Here is a 23,581-nt window from a genome sequence, read left to right as displayed (position 1 = left end):
TTGACCCCCCCGGTGAGGATGAGTGGTCTGATTCTATACGTAAACAGGCGGTGCGACAACCTGCTGTTAGCGCACTTTTCCGCGGCCGGCAACTTTCCAGGAGCCCTCTACCTGGCCCTTGCGGACAAGGAAAACTTCATCGTGCATATTCACACAGGTGCAGACGTGATTGGGAATGACGGTGACCACCTCGCCCACGTGAAACTTGTGCGAGGAATTAGTGATGTCCAGATGGCCGTGCTCTTCGTTCAATTTGATCAGCGCCGCATCCGGAACTTCCACGACATAGCCGTGGCCTTTGGCGGGACCCGAACCCAGTGCGTCGGCAGAAAGGGTCTTCGAGCCGGCGTCAATCATGGCGCGCTCCGGGACGGCCGTTGAAACCACCGTTGCCACCACGCGAGCGGCGCAATCTTCCAGTCGGCAGGCGCCCTGGTAAAAAGTGTTCAGATCATTGTAGACGTAGGTGCCCGGGCGAATCTCCGTCACTCCGGGAATTCGGTCGGTCAGGAAAGCCGACGGAGTCGAGCCGCCGGAAACAATTTCCACTTCCATCCCGGCTTGGCGAAAGGGTTCGAGGGTCATCTCGATCCGTTCGGCCACCTGCTTCGCGATCTGTTTACGATCAACATCCATGCCCCAGATGTTGCCGGGGTATAACATCAGACCCTTGAACTTCAGGCCCGGCATTCTGGTGATTTTGCGGGCCAACTCGAGGGCCGCAGGGCCGGCCTCGACGCCGCAGCGGCGCATTCCCACGTCGAACTCCACCAGCACGCCGACGGTTGCTCCGGCGGCGCTTGCCGCCCGCGATAGACCCTCGGCTGTGGCTTCGTTGTCGAGCGAGAGCAGGATGTTGCGGTCGCGTGCAATGCTGGCGATGCGGCGGAGCTTTTCTTCTCCCCAGATGGGAAAGGCGATCAGGATATCATCCAATCCCGCCCCTGCCATCACCTCCGCCTCGCCCACCTTGGCGACGGTGAGGCCCACGGCGCCGCGTTCCACCTGCATCCGGCCGACTTCCGGGACTTTGTGGGTCTTGGTGTGCGGGCGCAGTCCAATGCTGTGCTCGCGGCAGTACCCGGCCATCCGGTCGAGGTTGCACTCGAGGATGTCGAGATCGATGGTCAATGCGGGCGTGGGCAGTTCCTGGTAATTCATAGTTCACTCATCCTTATTTTCGTTTGCGGGACTTGCTGAGCTGTGCGATGCAGTCGATTTCCACCTTGATTTTCGGCATGCTGACGCCGACCGTGGTGCGGGCCGGCGGGTCGGTGGGAAAATACTCCTTGTAGACTTCATTCATGGCGGCGAAATTTTTCATGTCGGAAAGAAAGACCCCGACGCGGACAACATCTTTCAGGGAGCTTCCGGCGGCTTCGAGAATCGCCTTGATGTTCTCCAGCGTGCGCCGGGTTTCCGCCTGAATGTCTCCGAGTTCCATCTCATCGGTCTCGGGATTGATGGCCGCCTGGCCCGCGACGAAAACAAAGCCTCCCGACACGATGGCCGGAGAATAGGGACCGCGAGGCCGAGGTGCCTTCTTGCTTTTGACCACTTTGCGCATTTGAACTCCTGTTGATTGAGATTACGGCTGTCGCCAATTCAAGGGACTGTAGCGGCGGCTTTATGCCGCCAGGTGGCGAGGTAAACTCGCCGCTACTGCTCCAATGCGAGGTAAACTCGCCGCCACTGCTCCCACGTCTGCAAAGTAACCGAACGGCGGGTCAGGCGAGCTGGCCGCCGTCGACGAACAACAGAACTCCGTTGATGTAATCCGCGTCCGAAGACGCGAGAAAAGCCGCCGGACCCGCGATATCCTCCGGCTCGCCGAGCCGCCCGACGGGAATCAGGTCCTTATACTTGCTCATGAATTTCTTGTCTTTCAGGATAGGGGCTGTGAGGCGGGTGCGAATGAGGCCCGGCCCGATGGCATTGGAATTGATTCCGCAATGCCCCAGTTCGCGCGCCAGCGTTTTGGCCAGCAGAAACAGGCCGGCCTTGGAGGCGTTGTAAGGAGCAAGCTCGGCCTCGGCGTCCCAGCTATTCGTGGAGGCCATGAAAACCATTTTCCCTTTGCGCTGGCGGACCATGTGCGGGGCCACCTCGCGCGCCACCAGGTACGCGCCCTTCAGATTGATGTCCACGATCCAGTCCCAGTGTTTCTCATCCGTCTTTGTAAATGGGACCAGCTTGCCGACTCCGGCGACGTACATCAGAACGTCAAGGCGGCCCTGCCAGCTCAGCGTTTGTGCCACCATCCGCTGCACGTCGCGCTTGCGGCGGACGTCGCAGCTCACGGTGCGAATAGAGCCGCCTGCTTCGGAGATTTCGCGCTCCGTCCGGGCCATCATGTCACGGTCGATGTCTCCAATCATCACGCTGGCGCCTTCACGCGCCAGGCGCACGGCGATGCCCTTGCCGATGCCTTGCGCGCCTCCCACCACCAGGACGCATTGGCCGCGAAAGCGATCGGGAATAAAATTCATAGTGGTGCGCAGCTCCCTTGCCCGTTTCGGGACAATCCGGTAAAAGTAGCCGAAGGTTCTGACGTAGCGGCGGCTTTACGCCGCCACTTGGCGAGATAAACTCGCCGCTACGCTTCCCAAGCCCAGCCGCCATCCGAAAAGTTTACCTAGGTTCTTGAGGCAGTCTCCCAGTATAATGGCGCCCAATGCAGCCGTAAAGGGTTGCGTTCGAGGCAGAGCCAGCCAGGCAGGAAAACCTGAAACGCGAATTTTGGGTATGACAAGAGATATCGGGAATAAGGAGCAGCGCGGGGAGCGCCGGGCCGCGAACGCCGCGCTGGAAGGACGAATGGAATGGCTTCACAACTGAATCACGTGTCCCAAAAGGCTGAAGTTCGGAGCTTGCCGCGCGAAATCGGCCTCCTGGGTTCCACAACGATTGTGGTGGGCACCATCATCGGTTCGGGAATTTTCCTGGTGCCGCACAACGTCGCCATGGAGGTGGGAAGCGTCTTCAGCCTCTACCTGGTTTGGATTGTGGGCGGCGCGCTGGCGTTGGCCGGGGCGTTGTCACTGGCGGAACTGGGCGCTGCGATGCCGGAAGCCGGAGGCATTTACATCTACCTGCGCGAAGCCTACGGCAAACTGCTCGCCTTTCTTTACGGCTGGGGATCACTGCTGGTGATTGACGCCGGTTCCGCCGCCACGCTGGGCGTCGCCTTTGGAATCTATGCTTCGGGTTTTGTGCCGCTCACTTCGCTCGAGCAGAAAGTTCTGGCGGGGCTGGTGATTGCGGTGCTCACCGCGATCAACATTCTGGGTGTGAAAAAGGGCACGGCGGTGCAGACCATCTTCACCATCGCCAAGGTCGGCGGGCTGGTCATCATCATAGGCTGCGCGATTTTTCTGCCGCCGCTGACCCCCGCCGCAGCGGCCCATCCGCTTCCCACGCCCCACACGACGCTCAGCACGTTTGGCGTCGCGCTGGTCGGGGTCTTATGGGCCTACCAGGGCTGGCACCAGCTTTCTTACACGGCGGGCGAGGTGAAGAACCCGTCAAAATACCTTCCCCTCGGGTTTTTCCTTGGGACCACTATCATCATCGTCGTCTATCTGGCTGCCAACGCAGCCTATCTGCGCGTCCTGCCCATGCCGGTGATGGCGGAGCATCAGCGGGTGGCGGCAACCGCCATGGAGTTCCTGATCGGCCCGCGAGGCGCGCGGTTTGTCTCAGCGCTGATCCTGTGCTCGATTTTTGGGGCGTTGAATGGGACCATCCTGACATCACCGCGGGTCTATTACGCGATGGCGAAGGATGGCGTGTTCTTCCGGATGGTGGCCCGCGTTCATCCGAAATTCCAGACGCCCGCCGTCGCCCTCATTGTGCTGGGAGCATGGTCAACCGTTCTGGCCGTCAGCGGATCGTTTGAGGAACTTTACACGTACGTGATCTTTGCCATGTGGATCTTTTCGGCGGCGGCGATTGCCGGTGTGATCATCCTGCGACGGCGCCTGCCTGATCTCGATCGTCCTTACCGCGTCTGGGGATATCCGGTGCTGCCCATCGCCTTCATCCTTGCCGCCCTGGCCATCGTGGCCAATACGATGATGACCAAGCCGCTGGAATCCGCGCTGGGACTGGCCATTATTCTGGCGGGCGTCCCGCTCTACTACGCCTGGAGATACTGGGGCGGAGCAGGGGGTCGCTCGCTCGAATAAACACCTCCGGGCCGCTATCAGGATGGGAGCGGATTCCTGCAGGGCCGTTAACGCTTCCGGGTTTTCTGCCGAGCCGCCTTAGCAGGCACAATGCAGTTTCACTTGCACACGTCGGCGGTCGTCACCAGTTCGACTCCGGCGGCGGCCATTTCGTCAAGCGCCTTGCGCCCGCCTTCCTCGCTGATCGCTTTGATTGCGTCCACGACCAGCGCGACGGGTTTGTTGCGTTCTCGCAGCGCGAGCACGTCGGCGCGCACGCAATACTCCGTGGCAACGCCAAAGACGATATAGCGGCGCGGACCCAGGGCCTGCAGAATGCCGTCAAAATTCGGGTTTGCCGTGGTCTCATAGACATCCTTTTCGAGAATGATCTGCGGCGGCCACTTCTCAGGCGGAATGAAAGGCCCGGAGCCCATCGAAACAGTCAGGGCTCCGGGCAGAAAGGTTTCCTTGATGTGCTGCTGGCCGCGCGTGCCGGCAACGCAGTGGGGCGGCCACACTTTGAATTCGGGATCGTCGGGTGCGTGAGCATCAGCGGAGGAGATTACAGGAATATTCCTTTCGCGCGCGTACGCCATCAAGCGGACCAGATTGGGAATGATGTCTTCTGCGTGCGGAACGTAAAGCTTCCCTGCCGGCTCCATAAAGTCAATTTGGGTATCAACATCAAAGAGGGCCAGAGGCAGTGCCATTCGATCCTCCGCGCGTCAGCTTGATCGCGGCGCGCCAGCAGGCTTGCGTGCCGTCACGTACTGGCTGCGCACCTGCTCGTGCAGTTCGAGGAGTGCGCGGCTCTTCTCTACGGGATAGTCGGGAGCACCGCGCAGCCGTCGGTATGGCGCTGGAAGCCGGCCCAGACCGGCCAGCACCGTTTCGCGGATTGACGACGCGCTGCGCCGCGCCTCGAGACGGCGCCCGTTGCGCATCAGCGGCTGGAGCAGAGGCTCGCCGTCCGCGTAAGTCTCGCCGAAGCGCGCGATGACGTCGTGATGGTATTTGCCCTCATGGCTGAAGCGGAAGACCTGCTTGCGTCCCGGGCAGTAGACTTTCTCTTCGCTGAACTTGGCCTTGTATTCCACCTGACCGCCGCGGTCTATCTCCACCAGCTTGTAAACCACGCTCAGCGCCGGCACGTCGCGCGAGGTTGCAAGGTCCGTGCCGACGCCGAAGGAGTTGATGGGCGCTCCCGCTTCAACCAGCTTTTCAATCCGGTCTTCGTTCAGATCGCCGCTGGCGATGATCTTTACGTCACGGAGCCCATGCTCGTCAAGGATGGCGCGGACCTTGCGGCTCTTCTCGATCAAGTCTCCACTGTCAAGCCGCACGGCGCTGAATTTTCTGCCGAGCGATGCCGCCGTTTCCGCGCCTGCCAGATCATCGTAAGTATCGATCAGCAGCACGCCGGTGTCCGGGAAGACTTCGAGCAGTGCCTCAAAGCTTTCACGCTCAGAGGGAAAAGCCTGCGTCCAGGAGTGGGCTGCCGTTCCGGCGACGGGAATGCCATAGAGACGGCCGGCTTCCGCGTTGGAGGTGGCGTCGCAGCCGCCAAGATAAGCGGCGCGGGCGGCCCGCAGGCCGGCTTCCGGCCCCTGCGCGCGGCGTGTTCCGAATTCCAGCACGCTGCGTCCCGCGGCGGCATGCACTACGCGCGCGGCTTTTGAGGCCACGAGTGTTTCAAAGTTGATGACGGAAAGCAGGTAGGTCTCGACGATTTGCGCAGCCGCCACCGGCGCCGTCAATTGCAGGATGGGTTCTTCGGCGAAAACGACAGTGCCTTCCGGAACGCCCGCAACGTCCCCTTCAAAACGGAACGTTCTTAAGTATTCGAAGAAATCTTCCGGTAACGCCCGGAAGAGCGCGAGACCGCGGAGGTAGGCGATGTCATCGTCGGAGAAGCGCAGGCTTTCGAGATAATCGAGCGCATCATCCACTCCTGCCGCAACCAGGAAGGACCGTTCGGCGGGCAGGGAACGGACAAACAGTTCGAAGGTGGCCTGGAAATCCATGGCGTGCTCGAAATACCCCGCCGCCATGGTGAGTTCGTAAAGATCGACCAGCAAAGCCCGGGTTGGGAATATAGGGTCCATTGGCGTTCTTGAGGGTCTGTTGCGTGGCCGCAAGGGTCCGCCCGAACTCCGGAGCCCGAAAATTAAAGATAGTTCACGCGATTCGAAAACTCAACCCGTGACGCTCAGCAGAAGTTTACTGACTGCGATAAAGAATCAGGCGGTGTCCATGCCGAAGGTGGACCGCGGGATTGGGGCGCGGTACTCCCAGTCGGAGATGGGAGCTACCTTGTAGCGGTAGAGCCGGCACAGTTTGCAGAGCTGCGCGACAAGAAAGGGGCTCTCCTGTTCCAGCCACTGATGTTCGCAGGTCCCTGCCAGGGGCTTTGCGACCTTGAGTGAGTCCTTAAAATCCATACTCCAATCCTTGCCTCCGGGTGGCGTGGCCTGGCGTGGCGTCCTGACAAAGCGAGCTGCCTTCGCGTATCTAACTCCCTGATTTTAGCCTGACCATCACGACGCCGTGCCGCGGGACCCTGGCCGAGTAGCTTCCACTGAAGCCGCCCAGGTCCTTCCGCTCCCACAGGTCACGCACCGAAACTTCGCCGCTGAGTCCGATGTCCTTGAAGCGGATGGTGACCGGCATGGGCGATTCGCCCGCATTAAAAAGCCCCACCGCCTTGCTGTCGTCGGCCAGCGGCTTAACCCACACCTGCAACGGACCTTCCTGCGACACACGGTAACCCTCAGTTCCAGCCGGGTCCTGGTCCACGGCAATCACTTCCGGATTGGTCAGCGTAGCGAGGGTTTCCTGCGACATGCTGGCGAGGTCATTGCCGGAAATCAGCGGCGCCGCCAGGATGCACCACAGGCTCATGTGGGTGCGGTATTCATCCGCGCTCATATGCCCGTTGCCCACCTCGAGCATGTCGGGATCGTTCCAATGGCCCGGGCCGGCGAATTTGGCGAGACCCTCCTGCCCAAAACCGATGAACGCCATGCGCGCGTAATTGTCCTCGATGTCATCCGTGGTCCGCCAAAGATTGCCGCCAACCGACGGTCCCCAGCGCCACACGCGGTCCATTCCGTACTGGCACAGGCTGTAGACAATCGGCCGGCCGGTTGCCACGAGCGCCTCGTGCATCTTCTTGTAGGCGGCGGGCATATCGGACGGCTTGTAAACAGTCCGGGCGCTGCACCAGTCGTACTTCAGATAATCCACGCCCCAGGACGCGTAGGTTTCAGCGTCCTGCTTCTCGTGATGGTAGCTGCCTTCGTACTTTGCGCAAGTCTTGGGGCCGGGCGAGGAATAGATGCCGAACTTCAGGCCCAGGCTGTGGATGTAATCGCCGAGCGCTTTCATATCCGGGAAGCGGTCGTTCGGATGTATGATTCCTTTGGCGTCGCGCTTGCCCTGCCAGCAGTCATCGATGTTGATGTATTCGTAGCCCGCGGCCTTCATGCCGTTGGCGGCCATGGCGCGGGCCTGCTCGCGGACAATCGCATCGCTCACTTTGCAGGCATAATGGTTCCAACTGTTCCAGCCCATGGGCGGAGTAGCAGCCAGCTCTTGAGCTCGCGCTGCGGGGCTTGCGCACGCCAGGAATAAAAATAGAATTGCGGACGAGATGACCATCAGCTTCAGGCCTGGCTTCGGCGCCATCAATTGCTCCTTGTCAGCAGATCAGAGGAAATAAAGACTGCCAGTGTACTATCCGGTTCCGTAAAAGTCTACAAGCCGTATGGAGACATGTTAAATGTAACTGATGAGAGGCTGTCGAGACATTTAAGGATGTAACCCGTCGCGCCGTTTTAGGTGTAACCCGAATCCAGGGAGATGGAGGAGGGTTGCCATGAGTCGTCACTCGAGACGGGAGTATTTTCTTTCGATCTACGGCCGCTATCGCCGAGCGGACCGAAAGCTGAAGCAGGTGATCTTGAACGAATTTTGTGCCAACACGGGCTACCACCGGAAGTACGCCATCCGGATGCTGAACGGGCCTCCGCCCAGCCGGGTGCGGCCGTGCCCGCGACGGCCACGGTCGCCCAGTTACGGGCCGGGAGTGATGGCGGTGCTGGCGGCGGTCTGGGAAGCGGCGGGCTATCCCTGGTCGGTGCGGCTGAAGGCGCTAGTGCCGCTATGGATGCCTTGGGTGAAGAGGCGCTTCCGGGTGAGCGCCGAGGTGGAGCGCCAATTGCGCTCGATCAGCGCCCGCCAGATCGATCGCCGCCTGCGGGCGCGGAAGCAGCGGTTGAAGAGGCGCCGGTATGGGCGCACCCAGCCCGGCGCCTTGCTCAAGCACCAGATTGCCATCAAGACCGACTCCTGGGACGTGAAGGTCCCGGGGTTCACCGAAGTGGACCTGGTCTCGCACTCGGGCAACGCCGCCAGCGGCGAATTCGCCCACTCGCTGAACGTCACCGATATCCACACCACCTGGACCGAGACCCGTGCGGTGCTCGGCAAGGGCGAGACTGCGGTGCGCGACGCGCTGGAAGAGATTTCCACCGCCCTGCCTTTCCGCCTGCTGGGCATCGACTCCGACAACGGTTCGGAGTTTATCAACTGGCACCTGGGTCGCTGGTGCGCCCGGCGTGACATCCAGTTCACCCGCGGACGCCCCTACAAAAAAGACGACAACGCCCACATCGAGCAGAAGAACTGGACGCATGTCCGCAAGCTGCTGGGCTGGGACCGCTACGACACGCCGGCGGCCGTCGAGGCGATGAATGACCTGTACGGCCACGAGCTGCGATTGTGGATGAATCTGTTTCTGCCCTCGGTGAAGCTGATCCGCAAATCCCGGGTGGGCTCCAAGTTGAGGCGCCTCTACGGCCCCGCCCAGACCCCGCTCGACCGCCTGTTGGCTTCACCCGGCGTCGATCGGGAGCGGGCAGCCGAACTCCAGACCCTGCGCCGGCGCCTCGATCCCTTCGCCCTGGCCCAGACCATTGATCGCAAACTGGAGCAGATTCACGCCCTGGCCGACCGACGCCTCAGCCCCAAAGCTCCAAATTCGTCTCAAAGCTCGGTTACATTTTAGATGGCGCGACATGTACAACCCAAAGTTACTTTCTTAAATGGCTTGATAGGCAAGCGCACGGCATACGACTGGGCACGAGCTGGCTGCAGCGGATAAAAGATCTTCGTTCGCAATAAGCGAAAGCTGCAAAGATCTTCTGCTCCAACCGGGCAAACCTTGGCCGCGAAGGCGCGGCGGTGCTCACTCGATCTTCTTGAGCTCAGAGAGCAGTTCGTTCTCAGTCAACGATCCCTTGTGGTATAGGACGACATTCCCGGTGCTGTTGATCAGCACTAGAGTGGGCAACACATAGACATCAAAGCGGTCCCAGACTTTCTGGCCCAGAACCAAGGTAGGAAAATTCTCGTGGTTCTCGGCAAGGAAGCTTCGCACCCGGCCAGGTTCCTCGTTGGTGATCCGAAAAATCGTCAGTGACCCAGGTGGCAATTGCTTCTTCAACCGTTCGAGAGAGGCTTCTACACCCCTGCACGGGACGCACCATGTCGCCCAGAAGTCAATCAGAACAGGATTGCCGCGGGCGCCTGCTAGGCTCTCGCTCTGGCCCTGCAGGTCCTTGAGGGTAAACTCGGGCACAATGCTGCCAATTGCCGGAGGCGGAGACATGTGCCGGGGTGCTGCGACGCCGGAGTTCGGTTCTCCTTCCCCAAGGGGGTGATCATTGGCGTGATACCAAGACGGAACCGCTCCATTGAGTTGATAAGACTGGAACGCTATGACCCAATGCTCCACAAGGTGGGGATGGGCGGGGTTTTTATCATTGAACCCGGCGAAGCTTGCCTTGAGAACAAGGTGGCTGGCTTTGTCCACCCACAGTTTTTCAACACCGCCCTTCACCGCTTCTTGGTTGTTAGCGGTTAGCCGCCAATGTATCTCAACGATCAGGCAGGAGATTGCCTTGCCGTTGGCGGCTACAGAACCTTGCCCCATGATTTTGGCCGAGTCCACTGCTTCAGGAAGACGATAAAATTGAAATCCTAGCCCGGATGGAGCCGGATACGCCAAGCCGGGTTTCGCAGGGCCGGTGCCAGCTATTTTTCTGATCGGGGTAGCCCTGCTGAAGCGGACGCCTACGTGGGGATCCCCTGGGGATACGAGCTCCATAGCGTATGTCGACCGATACTCGCTATTGTCAACTTCGATGGTGGCCTGAACTACTCCGTTAAATGAATAGGATTTCAGATGTCGATAGGTATCGCCGACCTGGCTGAGGATGGCTCCGGCGTCCTGCGGGTAGGCGTTGGCCGGCCGTGCAGGCAATGTGGACAGTGACCAAACGACCACCATGATTGTGACAGCGAGTATCTTCGTTCGCAGGTCCGGTTTGCCCACGGGCCCGACGTGCCCGGTTTGATCTTTTATAGTGGTGAAGGAAGAGCAATCCGGGATTCCCATTTCGGCCTCCGAACGTCCTGACACTGAAGCGCTGCAGACTCAGTATCGAGCGGCTGGCTCGCCTTGCCCGTAGCACCGGCACTCATGCCGGTGTATTTATCCCAATGCCACAGCCAGGAGTGGCTGTGCTACGCTACCGCCGCGCTTCTTCCACGGTGATCTGGTTGTGGGCGCCTTTGGACTCATTCATGATGTTCTGTTTGAACGGGCCGGTGAAGGTGTTCTGGCTCAGGGTGATGAAGTCCGTCTGGGGAGCGATGTAAATTCCGACGAGTTGCGGCGATTTGCTTTTTGCGTCGTCGGAACCGATGGTGTTGTCCAAAAACTTCAAGTTCTCGACCATGCCGTTGATGTGGATGTTGGCGGGCTTTTCGCCATTGCGTCCGTTGTCCGCGATGGTGTTGTGCTCAAAGGTGCAGCGATCGGGGGCGTTCGACCTCGACTGTTCGCGGAAGTAGATTCCGGCGCGGCCATTGCCGGTCGAAGTATTGTTCACAAACAGGTTGTCGGAATCTTTGTGGCCCAGCGAGATTCCGTCGCGGCCGTTGTTCCAGCTTCGGTTGTCGGCGTAGCGGGCGTGCTGGACGCGCCAGCAGAGATAGATGCCGTCCTCGCCGTTTTGGTGGGCCTGGTTGTGTTCCACGATGCCGCGCAGCGCGCCGGTGCCGAGGTGGATGCCCAGATAGGCGTTGTTGTAGGAATCGCAGTGGTCCACGATCGGGTCTTCCACAAACTGCAGGCTGATGCCGTCGCCGGGATAATCGCGCGCCACCGCATTGTGAACGGTCATGTGCGTGGAGTGGAAGAAGTAGATGGCGCCTGTCTGGCAGCCGTCCAGAATGCCGCTGCCTTCGCGGCTGCCGTCTGCCGTCAGGTCTTCCACCTTCACGTCCGTCACCTCAAAGCCGGCGATCAGAGGGAAAGTGTTGAAGACTTCGCCGTCCAGCGCTACGTGGTAATCCATCTGCAAAAAGTTGTTGAAGTAGAGCGTATCGCCGTCAATGCGAGTGATGGTGCGCACGCTGGGCGTCCAGCCGCTGCGCTGCTCTTTGTCAACTACAGTCACGCCCATGCCCGGACGGAAGCCGCTGGCGTCTTCCACCGTGGCCTTGTATTCCCCGTAATCGGCATCAAGCTTCAACTTGCTCTCGACGCCCGCCGCTTTCTTCAGGATCGTTTTGTCGGGGCCTTCGCCGCGCAGAGTCACGTGGCTTGCCAGGCGCACGGAGTTGGCCAGAGTGTAGGCGCCGGCCTTGACGAGCACCGTGCCGCCGTCGGCCGCAGCTACGCGGTCAACGGCTTTCTGGATGGCGAGATTGTCCGTGCCAATCACGTCCGCGTTTGCAGGGCCGACGGTGACGGTCATGCCGGCCCCTTTATTGGAGCTGCAGCCCGGATAGAGCACAACTCCCAGAAGAAATGCCGCAGCAACGACCAGCGGCCCCCGGTAGATTTTCCGGACGGATGGCACAGGCATAAGCCACTCCCTGTTGAGAAAGAATTGAGACGCATTCGCAGCCGCAGTTTACCATGCCTCGAAGACCATGAATCGGATTTATTCTTCCGGGTCATTCATCAGCGTCATCAATCTGCTGCCGCCGTTACGGGGTAACTCTCGATATGCCGCTTCCTGAGCCGGCTGCCCAGCAGGGCCAACAGCACGAGGGCAGAAATCATGCTGGCAAGGCCGTCAGTAAGCAGAAGCCCACGCACGCCAAAATGCTTGAAGCCAAGCCCATCAGCCCAGGTCATGTAATCGATCGCGAAGTTGGTGGCCGCGGCAAACAGACCCAGTTGCGTACTGGCAACGGGGCTTTCCTGGCCCACGAGCTGAAAACCCAGCGCGTTGAACGCCGCATAACAGACTCCGGCGAGGCCGTTGTAGACGAGTGCTCCCAGAATAAAGGTGAGAGGTACGCGCGGAGCAATGGCCATGGCCAAGGAGACGATGCTGGTGGTCAGTCCCGCGCCAAGGTAGAGATAGCCGCGGGAGACGCGGTTTGCGGCGCGCCCGCCGAGCAGCGCCCCGATCGAAGCGGTTATCGCGCACCCGCCTCCCGTCACCCAGATCACCGTCGAGGCGCTGGTGTGGAAATCATTGCCCATGCCGGAGAACAGGTTGATGGCCGCTTCCGCGCTGGCCGGCACCAGGAAAAGACAAAAGCCCGTCAAGACCTCTTTGGTTTTGCTCGCCTGCCACGTGGTCTTCAGGGTATCGGTGAAAATCTGCCGTAATCGGAACGACGATTTGACGGCTTCAGGAAAAAACAGAATCGGCAAGGTGCTAATGATGATGCAGACGGCCAGCCCCAGCCCAAGCCAATGCAGGGCGACGTGCGGCGCCAGAGACATGACTGCCAGCGAACCCAATGCGCCCCCGCCGAGATTGGCGACGTTGGTCCACCCGCTCACGGAACCGCGCAGGTGATCGGGCGTGAATTGCGCAGTCCAGCCGCCGATCGCGCCTGAGTAGAGCACGATCGATAGCTCCCCGATCAGAAGCAGCCCCGTTGCCGGCCCTAACCGAACGGGGGATAGAACGAACAACGCTGCCGCAAGACAAATCGCCGCACACGCGGCTGTGATCCAGGCATAGGCCCGGCGCGTCAGTCCAGTGTCCATGAGAGGCTGCAATAAGAATCCCCAGAAGGTAGGAGTCATCACGGTGGCGCTCATCACGGCCACTTTGTCGAGGGAAACGCCAAGGTGCGTCAGCAGGAACGGCAAGGCGGTGATGGTGAATCCTACCACGAGTCCAAAAGGGAAGACCGCCATGCCCACGATCCACGGCGCAGGCATGGAGGAACGACTGGCTTGAAGTTCCGTCGTGTCTGCCAAGAGATCCTCCACGAGACTGCAATGTCGAACGACCAGCTTGCCCGACTGCACGCCCATCGTAGTCTGATTGGGTAACTGCCGCCAAAGGTTTTCTGGGACAGAACGGTCGCTGGCTGAACAATCTCGTGATTGAGATCAGAGGCCGTGGGTGTAAGATAGTGCGCAAAAGGAGGACGACCTTGGAAGCCGCAATCGATGCACATCAAGCGCGACAATCAAGTTGCAAATCCACAGTCTTCCGGGCGGGAAGGGCGGTTTGCGTGCTGGTCGCCTTCGTTCTTCCGGTCCTGGCAGTTGCCGCTCAAGAGCCATCAAAGCAGCCGTTCAGCGTGAAGGTTGAGACGCAACTCGTCCAGGTGCGTGTGCGCGTTATCGGGCGTGACGGCAAACCCGTCAACGGCCTGGGAAAATCCGATTTTAACGTCCGGGAGAACGGCCGCCAGCGCCAGGTGGAGACGCTGGACTACATTCCAGTTCCGGGATCCGTCCAGAAAGTGCCGCCGGAAGTGAAAACTGCTACGGCCACCGGGCAGCTTTCCCGACACCGTGTGTGGGTCTACATTGACAGTGAAATTGACTCCAGCGAAGTCCCCGAAGCGTACCAGGCCATCAAGCAGTTCGTGTCGAGCCAGGTCCAACCGGATTTTATGGTGTCACTGGACGGGCTGCCCTTTACCGACGACGGGACGAAGCTGCTGCGAACGCTTGAGCAAATGCATCAGCACCCTTACGGGCGACTGCCCGAAGTGCCTCCGCTGATCAATTCAACGCTGGACATGGAGAAGCAGGCCGATTACGAATGGCTGCTTTATTCGGCCTTGCTTTGGGGCGGCAGTGGTACGGCGCCACCGCCGGGCTTCGGCAGTTTGACGCTGAGGCCGGGGCTTGTGCCTGCCGGCCGCGCAGACATCTCAATGCGCGAGGCTGATCTCAAACTGGAGATGAGCGAGACGGAGCGGGAGATGTCGTTTTACGTCCGATCGGCCCTGTTCCGGTATCTTGACGTCATTTACCGGCTCGAAGGCCTTCAGGGCGAGAAGGTGGTGGTTGTTCTCCGGTCCGGGTTGCGGACTGACCCGGAGAGCATGTCGCTTTTGCACCAGTTTGCGGCCGATGCCATGCGGCACCAGATCGTTTTCTACACCGTTGACACCCGAGGCCTGATTAATATCGATCCTACGACCAATCGCTCGAAGCTGCTGCGTTACGGGGTCCCCATTCCAACCTGGAGCATGGGCTCGCCGCTGCAGTTCCAACTGGCCCTGAACGACTACACGCGAACCGAAGAGCTGGAAAATGGACGGAAAGAAGGGCTGGTAGATATTGCCATGCTGACCGGGGGCAAATCGGTCACCGATACGAATGACCTTCACGAGGTGTTCAATGACGTAGTGGAAGCCGCGAGCGGGTATTACGTCATCGGTTTCTATCCGGCAGACCAACGGCAATTGGGCAGATTCAGGCAACTGAAGATTTCTGTGAACGTGCCGCAGGCCAGTGTCTTCGCGCCAAAAGGCTATTATGAGCCGCGGCCCTACGACAAGCTTTCCAAAAGAGAGAAAGAAATTGTGCTGTGGCAGGCCCTGCAGTCGGAAATGCCGCGCGACCTAAACGTTGCGGCCAGCGTGAACGTGTTCCGCGGAGCTAACGGACAATCTGTGGCCCTGATGAGCACCGGCGTCCATCTCGGCTCGCTTGCCGCTACCCGGAAGAAGGATTCCTCCCGGATCCACGTGACCGAATTGGCAGAGATTGCAGCGGCTACCGGCGGAACGCTTCCCCTCTATCACGGACAGGTTGCGAACATCACGGTGGCAAACCCGGCGTTCAGCCGCGCGGCCGCCAGTCCAACGGAATTCGTGACGTTCAATACGAGGATGTTTGTTTCGCCGGGGAAACACATCTGCAAGGTGGTGTTCCGGGACGACAACACCGGCAAGCTGGGAGCCGAGGAGGTGCGCTTTGAGGCGCCGGATTACGAAGGCGCCCCGTCGGCAAGCACGTTGCTGGTGACCTATCACGCGACCCCTGCTCCTGCCGGCGCTACGGTAAAGGTGAATGGAGAGGCTATGCATCTGACCGGGACGGTGCGCGCGGGGCAGATGGACTTTGTTCCCCAGCCCGACGCCACGTTCTACGCGGGCGACCGGATTTATCTGCTCTATGAGCTTTACAACCCGCCGTCGTACGATTTCAACGACCTTGCTGCTTCCACGCGGACCGAATTGCTGAGAAACCACATTCCTGTCCGCCACTTCAATATCAACTGGAAGATCATCCCTGATCCGGCAGAGAAAGAGGCCGTCCTGATTGGCACGCTCGACACGCACGATTTTTTGGCGGGAAGTTATCAGGTTGTACAGTCGGTGCCGCGGGATGCCCAGGCAGAGGGGAAGCTATTTGCAAACTTTGTTCTATTGCCGGGTCAGCCGTGAAGTAGGGGGGAGGAATCTGACAACTCGGTTGTGGGCGGTGGAGGGGCAATGTGCGATCAGGCCGTGGGGCGTGCGTTGGATAAACCGTCCAGCCGGATGTACTTCCATGCGACTCATTTATCAGCGACTCATTTATCGGCTTGACTTAGCCAATCACTGTGTTACGATACAGTTGATTGAGTGTGCGAAATTGTTTTTCGGAAAGGAGGTCAGAGCACTCTTTCCGGGTCCTTTCTTGCGCTTCATCAAGCTCGTTTCCTCAGCGCCACTCCTTAAACGGAAGGCCCATCCTGCAGCAAGTTCATCAAAGTTTTCATCGGGTCTGATCAACACGTTCAATCTCCGGTTCAACATCTCCACAGATTCTCAAACTGGCTGCTGAGTCAGGTTTGGGAAAGTTAAAAACGGCCGCTCAACGAAGGTCCTCGGTGCAACCTTCTGACGTTCGAAGTCTCGGGTTGCGCCACGGGGAAGGCGAAGACAAACCTTATCCCGGTTTCCAGGTGATGGGGCCGGGAGATTGCGGAGGGTCATATGCCATACCATCTCAGCGTGTCGAAGAAAGACAACCAGTGCCGGATTGCGGCGAAAGGCAACGCTCTCGTCATTCACAAAGACGCTGGCGATCTGGTTTATTATCGCACCTTACTCCAGCGCGCGGGATGCGCGGTGGTGACGTGCAACTCGTATGACGACGCCCTGGGCTGCCTTGAGGCCGAGCATTTCGACCTTGTCGTGCTGAGCCAGGGCAGTTCCGCTTTTGAGGGGCGCGGCGTGCTGGAAAAAGCCATCACGATGGGTCGGGACAGGCAGGTGCTGGTGGTGGCGCGGGTCCTGAACATGAGTTGCTATCTGGAAGCAATGCAGCTAGGCGCAAGAGACTACCTGGAAGAGCCGGTTCGGGAACAGGAGATGGTCCGCGCCGTGGAGACTTGTCTGGGTGCCCGAGCGGTGGCAGCCTGAATCTCATCCCGCAGTAAGCCTGCCTGCGATCTCAATTCTGATGCGGCCAGCGTTCTGATTCGTGTGCCGGTTCCACTAAACGACGGGCTGATTGAAGCAAACGGCCACTGGACTTGAAGCGGCAACTGGCTTGCCGTCAAGTTCAGTCGGCTGAGTCCTCCACTTTCTGACAGATTCAATCGCCTGCTGCAGATTCTCAGGTTCCCGGCATCGCAGTGGGCGAGGTACTCTGTACCGGCAGCGAGCTGCCTTCCGGAATTGGAGCGATTCCATGACTAGTGAACGAGCGCAGGGAGAAGACCTGCCGCACAGACCGGCGGTTTTGCCAGATCAGTTTCAGCCAGGCGCGGGCGGTCATCTGGCGGAAATAAATGCCGCGGAACGCCAGCGTAGCGAACACATAGATCAGCTTGGAGACGAACCGCATCTGCTTCATGCGGCTGACGCGTCGGTAGACTCCTTCGGCACTGTAAGCGACGCCCCAGGCAGTCCGCACCTCGCTTTCGAGTTGCGCGGGCGTCATATGTTTGGGAGTAAAGGCGGCGCCGTAGGGGCGATACTTGAGCCAGTGGCGCTCCTCCAGCCGTCCCTGCTCACGCAAAGATTTGTAGAGTGGGGTCCCGGGCAGCGGCGTAAGCTGGCTGAACACCGGAAAGAACCCGGGTGGCCAGTTCCGGACCACTTCCCAGGTCTTACCCGCCACGCCGGGACGGTCACCATCGATGCCCATGATGAATGCCGTGACACAGTAAATGCCCCGGCGCTGGAGCTGGCCGATGATCTGGCCGTACTCTTCCGGCTTGTTAAAGGTCTTGCTCACTTCCTTCAGGCTTTCCGGCAGCACTGATTCCAGCCCGATAAAGACACAGATGCACTTGGACTGCTTCATCAGGTCCAGCAATTCCTGATCGCGCAGAAGGTTCATGGAGATCTGTGCGACCCAGGGAATACGGACGTCCGCTTCGATCATGGCCCGCATCAGGGATTTGGCGCGGCGCGGATTGATGGCGAAGTTGTCATCAACAAAGAAAACCAGGGTGCGTCCCAGGCGCTTCAACAATTTAAGTTCTTCAATAACGTTTTCATTGGTCCGAAAGCGGATTTTCTCCCCGAAAAACGGGCTGACGGTGCAAAAATCGCAGCGGTAGGGGCAGCCCCGGCCTGTTTCGACCGGGGAGATGCTGACGTCAAAGCGTCCCCAGCCGAGCGCCCGCAAAAGCTTGGAGGCCCAGCGTGGCAGCACACTAAACTGCCTGAAATCGGTCTGTTCCCAGGGAACGCGCGGGTAGTTTTCCAGGCTGGGCTTTTCGCACGATCGGTAGACAGGTTGAAGACGGCCTGCCTCAAAATCCTGAATCATCTGCGGCCAAAGGTCATCAGCCTCGCCGCAGGCGACGCTGTCGGCGTGTTCGAGGGCCTCCTCGGGCTCTTCGGTGACATGTGGGCCTCCCATCACCACCGGCACTCCGAGAGCGCGGACGCTGTCGGCAACCGCGTAGGAGCGGTGGATTGTCCGTGTCATACCTCCAACTCCGACGAGGTCAAACTTTTCCCGTCGGACATACTCAGCAATTTCTGCAGGATCCATTCGGACGACGTTGCCGTCGAGGGTTGTGACGTTGTGGCCGGGAGGAGTCAGCGCCTTGAGAACGTAGGGCCACAGAGTCGGCATGTAGCTGTGTGTGATTCGATTGTCGGGAACGTAGAAGAGAACACGCAACATTACCTCCGCTTGATTTGGATTAGCAAATGAGGAAGCACGAACACAGAGTACACTGTTCTAACGGGCCCGGCCCCTAATTTCCCATCGTACGCTCCTGATCGAGCGATGTCAAAACGAAGGGACCCATCGTGGAAATTTGCCGTGCCACGGATAAGGTGAACGCGCCCCTGCTAGAGCAGAACCGATTTGTGAAAGCGAGCAGCCATAATCGAGGTGGACGCAATGACACCTCTGTCATTCCGCGGGAAGGTGTGGCTGGGTTATTCGGAACCGGGAGTTAAGACCTTTCGTGGTTCCGAGGACGCGTTTCTCACAGTTCCTGCGCGTGGCTGGAGCGAAGTGGAACGCGCGAGCCACGACTTTGCAATATTTATACCGTCCAGGTGCGCGGCGCGCTCCAGGAAGTCTCGCGCATAGAGCGCCACGGCCTCGACACCGGCGGCATACTGGTAATTGGGTCTTGCAAGGCTGCCGTTATATGCCCCTACAGCTTTGGCAATGTCGCCATCGCTCCTGTCCAGGAGATGACGAAGCAGCAGCCCGGCATAAGTAGTGAGTACTTCGGAATTGTCCAGATCGAAGCTGAGTTTTTTTGCCGGCCGGAGCCGCGGCGGCAGAGCGGAGTAATCCCGCTTGTCTTGCAGATAGAGATCGTGCGCGCGCCGCAAGGTTTCGCGGGTTATCTGCCACACGCCCATGGCGTAATCGCTGACCAATACCCGCGAGCGCGTGCGCCTCAGGACGATGTCACCGGGCTGCGGCCGCCTCTTCCAGACGGCGTGGTCCAGATCGCCACGGACATTCATATAGTTGTTCTCCATGGCTCCGATGCCCAGAAAGACTTCCAGCGGCAGATCGTAAAAATGCACCACGTCAAGAATGTCTGCTGCCAGCTCGTTCGCCTGGTCCGTGGAAATCGCGGTGGGAACGGGCTGGATGTTCTCCCTGATGCGGCGGTCGGTCCTGGACTTGAACACCAGGAAGCTGGCCAGCGGCTCTAGAAGGCGCGCAGGGGGCACATCAGCCAGCCGCAGCGTGTGAGTGGGATTGTAGCTGCCCAGAAACACAGCAGTTTCGAGGCGCTGGCGGGCGAGGCGCTCGAAGCTGACCGGGTAAATTTCAAAATCGGGGATGTAGCCGTTGCCCTTCAGGCCTCCCAGGTAGGTAACGTCGGAAAGGAGGTTGTTGTCGAGCACCAGAAAGAGCTGATACCGCGGGCCCGGTCTCGCGTTGGTTACGGTAAGCAGGACACGCGAACCGTCAAGGCCGGCGTGCGTCTTCAAATACTCGAAATGGAGATAGGCCTCAAGCTCTGAGCTATAGTCGCCCACTTTCGCAACCAGTGCGTCGGCGCGGAGTTGCACAGCTACGGCGCCGCCCTCTACTTTAATAATAGGCAGCACCGGCTGAAGCGTGAAGTCAAGCTTCAGGGGCCGGGTACGATATTCAACCCAGGCGGAAAGGGCCGCAAGTGCCCCTATCCCCGCCAGAAGCAACAGAAGCGCGCGAGAGGATTTCGGCCTCATCTTGCCCACCTGATGGATATTATAACCCCTGACGAGACCAGGGCTCCTATTGCCAGCTCGGACGCGAGGACTGGCGCTGGCTAATGCCAGAGTGTGTAAGGCTTTACCCGCAGGTTACGCAGATGCGCGACCTCTGGGGAAGAGGCCGTTCAGGCGGGTAGAAGGAATTCGATTCGGCGGACCCGCCGGAAACCACTGTGAAAATATTAAGTGCTTTATTATCAATATCGCAGCCGATAAGCCATGCGTGTGGGAAACCGTACATGGCAGGCAGTAGGCGGAGAGACGTCCTCAAGGCAGATCCTGCCTTAGGACTTTCAAATACGAACGGAATTCCGTGTTATGATTGGGGCGTTGCAGGTGGTATTTTGGGAACGCCTGTCCCGGGCGCTCCTGCTCAAGTATTCGGCTTCTTGTGGATTTTGCCGGGCTGCCAGATGACAGGACCATGATAGCGGGTCTTGCCGGTGTCCGGCGCGGGACCGTTGTGCTGGTGGAGGGGAGAAATACGAATTTTGACGGAATGGAGAATTACGATGTCACATCGACTTTGGGTTGTTTGCGTTTGTGCGGTTTCTTTCCTCACGGTGGCGACGCTGACTCAGGGGCAGAACGTAAGTGAAGTGGGTGGTCTGGCTCCCGTTCCCGGCCATCATCCCGTTTACCAGCACTCGGCTGCTTATCAGGATGGGGGTTCGGCCTCCCATTATGTCTATGCCCCCACTCCAAAAACACAAGATAATGGCCAGCAGCAAACCAATGGAACCCAGGCGCAGGGTCAAAACGGGACCCAGACCCAGGGCACTAATGGGACCCAGAATCAGAGCCAGAACCAGACCCAGCCTCAGACACAGAATTCAACTCAGAATAACCAGGGGCAGACCAAGGAAGAAGCACCTCCTGAAAAACCTCAGTACCTGACTTACTCGACCCAGAAAAAGTCCCTTGAAGAGCAGGCAAAGTCCGGCAAAACTCTCGCCGTGGATTTCAAATCGGCCCCAGCAGGCGCCACCATCACAGTTGACGGTTATTTTGTTGGCAACACGCCCGCCACGGCGCAGATTCCCGTTGGCAAGCATCTGGTATCCGTCACGAAGTGGGGCTATGACACTTGGTCAAAGGAACTTGACATCAATAATGGCAAGGACCTTAGCGTCAATCCCACACTGCACAAAGACTGGTAACCGAGACAGCCACGCCGATCTATGCCGTTTGCGGCATTTGGTCTCGTGACGTCGCAGCAAAAGCAAAGCTAATGGACAAGGCGAGATACCGGGGATAGCTGGCCCGCGGGTATCGTCCCCATCGCTCCATTAGTCTGTCTAAGGGCCTTTTCAGGGGCCGCTGATTTGTGCTTCTGATTTTCCACAGGACCTGAAGCGCTTCTGCGCCGCAAGCCTCCCGCTTGCCCTTTTAATGATGTACCCCTGACCTACCGGTCGCAGACTGGGGTTTTTCTTTCCACGCATCATCGACGCATTCATAGATAAACTGGTGGGATGATCCGCACACGGCGCCAGACGAGGTGTACGGCTTGCATTCTGCTCCTGCTGCTGTTCATTGGAGGGGCGGGAGTATATCCGGCGGCGCCCATGGCGGCCGCAAAGCCCGATACCCGGCAAGGCGGCGAGGCGTTGTCGAACGCACAGGAAGTGGAAACATTCTTTGACCGTTTCTTCGCGCGGGAAATGCCCAGGTGGCACATTCCCGGCGCTGCTTTTGTGTTGGTGAAAGACGACAAGGTGGTATTCAGCAAGGGCTATGGGTATGCGGACCTGAAAAAGCAAACGCCGGTGGTTCCGGGGCAAACCGTCTTTCGTGCAGGGTCCGTTTCAAAGGTCTTCACAGCAACGGCGGTCTTGCAGCTGGTGGAGAGCGGCAAGCTCGATCTCGATGCAAATGTGAATCAGTATCTGACGAATTTCAAATTGCAAGATCCATACCCGCAGCCTGTTACTCTGGCCGAACTACTGACGCACTCGGCGGGTCTTGATGCCAGCGTTATCGGGATCGCTGCGAGGAGCCCTTCGCAGATGACTCCGATTAAGGAGTTCCTGGCAAGAAAGATGCCTCCCGTGATGATGCCGCCGGGAAAGATTTACAGCTATTCGAGTTTTGGGGTTGCGTTGGAAGGTTACCTGGTGCAGAAGATTTCCTGCGAGCCTTTTGACGCTTATATCGACAAGCACATCCTTCTGCCGCTCGATATGCACGACAGCAGCTTCCAATTGACCCCGCAACTGGCCTCGCATCTCGCCACGGGTTATGAATATCATCGCGATCACTACACTGCGCAGCCAATCGACTACTTCAATATTGCTCCCGCGGCGGGACTTTATTCAACAGCCACCGACATGGCGCACTTTTTGATCGCCCAATTGGACGATGGACAATACGATGGCTTACGAATTCTGAGCGAAGCCTCCGCGCGAGAAATGCATCGCAGGCAGTTCACCGATGACCCTCGGCTGGCGGGACGCACCTTCGGCTTTTACGAGCGTTTTGTTAATGGACGCCGCGCGATTGGCCACGGTGGCAACATCCGTGGCTTTGCAAGCCTGCTGATGCTGGTGCCGAAGGAGCATCTGGGATTTTTCCTGGCCTTCAATCGTGACGAGTCGCGGTTTGAAGATTCCCTGATCAACAGCTTCTTCGCCCGCTTTTACCCGGAAGCCAATGGCGATGCGCCGTCGGAGCCAGTGCGCTTGTCCCCAGGCGATCTCAATAAGCTAACTGGCAGCTACAGGAGCAATCCCTATTCCCGCCTCACGTTCGAGAAGCTGCTTACGCTCTACTGGCAGTTTCGCATTACGCCGAACCCGGATGGGTCACTGGAATTCCATTATCCTCATAACTTCAAACCTTCGGCGCGCTGGACGCCGCTGGCGCCGGACTATTTCTTGTGCAGCGACGGCCAGGGTCATGCCGTATTCGACCTGGATTCAGGTGATAGCGTCGTTCACCTGTTTACGGATCGCGACAGCTACGAAAGACTGCCATGGTACGGAGTGGCGGCGTTCCAGGTTGCGCTGGTGAAGGCGTTGATGCTGATTCTCCTTTCGGGCTGCGTCTGGTGGCCGCTCCAGGCATTGGTTCGGCGATTGCGCAGGAGACCCCAAAAAGTCGCGTGGCGCTGGGGACGTTGGTGCGCCGCCGCGCTGGGCGTTTTGAATGTGTTCTTCATCGTCGCGATGCTCCACCTGCTGACGCGGATGGACGACTGGAATTTTGTCTACGGAGTTCCAACTGCGATCAAGGCGCTGCTTTGGATTCCTATCCTCACCACTCTACTCGCCGTCGTTGTGCTCTACTTTGCTGTGCGGGCGTGGAGCAACCAATCGTGGTCCGTGTGGGAGCGCGTGCACTACAGCGTGATTTCCGCAGCGGGCTTGATGTTTGTCTGGTTTTTTGTCTATTGGAACCTGCTGGGCTTTCGCTATTGAGCCGACTGCATCCAGGTGGCAGTG

General features: G+C 59.0%; 18 protein-coding genes. 6 read left to right on the top strand and 12 right to left on the bottom strand.

Translation table 11 applies throughout. The annotated features are described in order from the left end of the window. Window positions 1-66 precede the first annotated feature (66 nt). The 3 genes from VFQ24_06330 to VFQ24_06320 form a co-directional block, all read right to left on the bottom strand. Complete coding sequence (locus VFQ24_06330) at window positions 67-1,161, bottom strand: alanine racemase (protein ID HET9177958.1); 1,095 nt, start codon at window positions 1,159-1,161, stop codon at window positions 67-69. 13 nt (window positions 1,162-1,174) lie between these two features. Next, window positions 1,175-1,567 carry a RidA family protein gene (locus VFQ24_06325; protein ID HET9177957.1) on the bottom strand — a complete coding sequence of 131 codons (393 nt, stop codon included), beginning with the start codon at window positions 1,565-1,567 and terminating at the stop codon, window positions 1,175-1,177. Between the two features lie 160 nt (window positions 1,568-1,727). Further along, window positions 1,728-2,489 (bottom strand): SDR family oxidoreductase, encoded by a 762-nt coding sequence (locus tag VFQ24_06320; protein ID HET9177956.1) that lies wholly within the window; start codon window positions 2,487-2,489, stop codon window positions 1,728-1,730. 333 nt (window positions 2,490-2,822) lie between these two features. On the opposite strand from VFQ24_06320, the gene VFQ24_06315 reads away from it, so the two are divergent. Next, window positions 2,823-4,187: an amino acid permease gene (locus VFQ24_06315; GenBank protein HET9177955.1), complete on the top strand. Its 1,365-nt coding sequence runs from the start codon at window positions 2,823-2,825 to the stop codon at window positions 4,185-4,187. A gap of 98 nt (window positions 4,188-4,285) precedes the next feature. Here the strand turns inward: VFQ24_06315 and VFQ24_06310 are convergent, their stop codons facing one another. From VFQ24_06310 to VFQ24_06295, 4 genes are all read right to left on the bottom strand, one after another. Next, entirely contained in the window at window positions 4,286-4,879 is a 594-nt protein-coding gene (locus VFQ24_06310; protein ID HET9177954.1) for a cysteine hydrolase, read from the bottom strand. A gap of 15 nt (window positions 4,880-4,894) precedes the next feature. Further along, the gene (locus VFQ24_06305; GenBank protein HET9177953.1) at window positions 4,895-6,274 is read right to left on the bottom strand and encodes a nicotinate phosphoribosyltransferase; all 1,380 of its coding nucleotides are present in this window, start codon (window positions 6,272-6,274) and stop codon (window positions 4,895-4,897) included. A 135-nt stretch (window positions 6,275-6,409) separates the two neighbouring features. Continuing rightward, complete coding sequence (locus VFQ24_06300) at window positions 6,410-6,610, bottom strand: hypothetical protein (protein ID HET9177952.1); 201 nt, start codon at window positions 6,608-6,610, stop codon at window positions 6,410-6,412. 70 nt (window positions 6,611-6,680) lie between these two features. Next, window positions 6,681-7,856: a glycoside hydrolase family 27 protein gene (locus tag VFQ24_06295; GenBank protein ID HET9177951.1), complete on the bottom strand. Its 1,176-nt coding sequence runs from the start codon at window positions 7,854-7,856 to the stop codon at window positions 6,681-6,683. Between the two features lie 190 nt (window positions 7,857-8,046). Between VFQ24_06295 and VFQ24_06290 the strand changes: the two genes are divergently transcribed. Further along, window positions 8,047-9,237: an integrase gene (locus tag VFQ24_06290; protein HET9177950.1), complete on the top strand. Its 1,191-nt coding sequence runs from the start codon at window positions 8,047-8,049 to the stop codon at window positions 9,235-9,237. 180 nt (window positions 9,238-9,417) lie between these two features. On the opposite strand, the gene VFQ24_06285 is transcribed toward VFQ24_06290, so the two are convergent. From VFQ24_06285 to VFQ24_06275, 3 genes are all read right to left on the bottom strand, one after another. Further along, a complete protein-coding gene (locus VFQ24_06285) occupies window positions 9,418-10,629 on the bottom strand; it encodes a TlpA disulfide reductase family protein (GenBank protein ID HET9177949.1) in 1,212 nt (403 codons plus the stop codon). Between the two features lie 133 nt (window positions 10,630-10,762). Next, the gene (locus VFQ24_06280) at window positions 10,763-12,106 is read right to left on the bottom strand and encodes a right-handed parallel beta-helix repeat-containing protein (GenBank protein HET9177948.1); all 1,344 of its coding nucleotides are present in this window, start codon (window positions 12,104-12,106) and stop codon (window positions 10,763-10,765) included. Window positions 12,107-12,213: 107 nt separating this feature from the next. Beyond that, on the bottom strand, window positions 12,214-13,467 hold the full coding sequence (locus tag VFQ24_06275; GenBank protein ID HET9177947.1) for an MFS transporter: 1,254 nt from the start codon (window positions 13,465-13,467) through the stop codon (window positions 12,214-12,216). A 179-nt stretch (window positions 13,468-13,646) separates the two neighbouring features. On the opposite strand from VFQ24_06275, the gene VFQ24_06270 reads away from it, so the two are divergent. Both VFQ24_06270 and VFQ24_06265 read left to right on the top strand, forming a co-directional pair. Then, a complete protein-coding gene (locus VFQ24_06270) occupies window positions 13,647-15,902 on the top strand; it encodes a VWA domain-containing protein (protein HET9177946.1) in 2,256 nt (751 codons plus the stop codon). A gap of 534 nt (window positions 15,903-16,436) precedes the next feature. After that, window positions 16,437-16,865, top strand: a complete 429-nt coding sequence (locus VFQ24_06265; protein HET9177945.1) for a response regulator — start codon at window positions 16,437-16,439, stop codon at window positions 16,863-16,865. 196 nt (window positions 16,866-17,061) lie between these two features. Here the strand turns inward: VFQ24_06265 and VFQ24_06260 are convergent, their stop codons facing one another. Further along, window positions 17,062-18,588, bottom strand: coding sequence for a radical SAM protein (locus tag VFQ24_06260; protein HET9177944.1), 1,527 nt, complete (start codon window positions 18,586-18,588; stop codon window positions 17,062-17,064). Window positions 18,589-18,848: 260 nt separating this feature from the next. Continuing rightward, entirely contained in the window at window positions 18,849-20,114 is a 1,266-nt protein-coding gene (locus tag VFQ24_06255) for a hypothetical protein (protein ID HET9177943.1), read from the bottom strand. A gap of 536 nt (window positions 20,115-20,650) precedes the next feature. Here VFQ24_06255 and VFQ24_06250 point away from each other — a divergent pair. Then, window positions 20,651-21,298 (top strand): PEGA domain-containing protein, encoded by a 648-nt coding sequence (locus VFQ24_06250; GenBank protein ID HET9177942.1) that lies wholly within the window; start codon window positions 20,651-20,653, stop codon window positions 21,296-21,298. A gap of 408 nt (window positions 21,299-21,706) precedes the next feature. Then, window positions 21,707-23,557 (top strand): serine hydrolase domain-containing protein, encoded by a 1,851-nt coding sequence (locus VFQ24_06245; GenBank protein ID HET9177941.1) that lies wholly within the window; start codon window positions 21,707-21,709, stop codon window positions 23,555-23,557. Window positions 23,558-23,581 lie beyond the last annotated feature (24 nt).

Source organism: Terriglobia bacterium, from assembly GCA_035712365.1.
GTDB lineage: Bacteria > Acidobacteriota > Terriglobia > UBA7540 > UBA7540 > SCRD01.
The sequence above is the reverse complement of the archived record's forward strand: the minus strand, read 5'-3'. Positions and strand labels throughout refer to the sequence as shown.